1 protein-coding gene and 1 pseudogene are annotated in these 245 nt (G+C 38.8%); both read right to left on the reverse strand.

What is annotated here, in order from left to right; genetic code table 11:
* Positions 1–123, reverse strand: a pseudogene (locus H5200_RS23690) (IS630 family transposase); the annotation flags it as partial.
* A gap of 28 nt (positions 124–151) precedes the next feature.
* Positions 152–245, reverse strand: a 94-nt coding sequence (locus H5200_RS24570; protein ID WP_404936147.1) for an IS3 family transposase, incomplete at its 5' end; no start/stop codon positions are given.

The following is a 245-nucleotide window of genomic DNA, read 5'->3' on the forward strand; positions in this document are numbered from 1 at the left end:
TTTTGTTGCGCGAGGCCTAGAGCCTGTTTCAGCCCATAAGCGTGTTGTTTGATTTTGTTGTCCAAACCGTGCTTCATCTTGAAACCACACATCAATGCGATCTAAAGGGAGATGTCCTGGGGTGTAATGGTCAACAAATTCTGTAGAGATTCTAAGCGGCATTTTTTAATTCATTATATTTCTGATGTGGCGTCATATAATTAAGCGTAGAATGCCTACGTTTGTAATTGTAAAACTGAATATAA

Origin of the sequence: Pseudoalteromonas sp. SG43-7, from assembly GCF_014164295.1 — a bacterium.
GTDB lineage: Bacteria > Pseudomonadota > Gammaproteobacteria > Enterobacterales > Alteromonadaceae > Pseudoalteromonas > Pseudoalteromonas rhizosphaerae.